Raw genomic sequence first — 587 nt, forward strand, 5'->3', positions numbered from 1 at the left:
GGCGGTTTCAGGCGGCGGTTGCAACGAGTAGGTCGTTGAGTCGTTGGGCGGGATTCTGCCAGTTCAGGGTCTGGCGGGGGCGCCCGTTGAGCTCGCGGGCGACGGCGTCGAGGTCGTCCTGGGTCCAGGTGCGGAAGTCGGTCGAGGACCTCGGGAAGTACTGGCGCAGCAGGCCGTTGGTGTTCTCGTTGCTCCCGCGCTGCCAGGGTGAGTGCGGGTCGCAGAAGAACACCTGGCAGTCGGTGGCCAGGGTGAAGGCCGCGTGCTGGGCCATCTCCGAGCCCTGGTCCCAGGTCAGGGTCTTGGCCAGCTGGGCCGGGACCCGGCCCATCAGGTCGATCAGGACCCGGGTGACCTCGCCGGAGACCCGCGAGCCCGGCAGCGCACCGAGCATCACGAACCTCGTCGACCGCTCGACCAGGGTGATGATGGCCGAGGACCCCCGGGCCCCGATGACCAGGTCACCCTCCCAGTGCCCCGGGACCGCCCGGTCGCTGGCCTCAGCCGGGCGCGCCGAGATGTTCAGGTCCCCGATCCAGGTCTTCGCGCCCCGCCCGGCCGACGCGGCCCGCGACTGCGGCTTGCGG

1 protein-coding gene is annotated in these 587 nt (G+C 71.4%); it reads right to left on the bottom strand.

Annotated elements, in window-relative coordinates:
• Positions 1-7: 7 nt before the first annotated feature.
• On the bottom strand, positions 8-587 hold a 580-nt coding region (locus AAHH18_RS18250; protein WP_343302600.1), incomplete at its 5' end, for an IS30 family transposase.

The sequence above is a fragment of the Cellulomonas olei genome (genome assembly GCF_039548315.1).
Classification (GTDB): domain Bacteria; phylum Actinomycetota; class Actinomycetes; order Actinomycetales; family Cellulomonadaceae; genus Cellulomonas.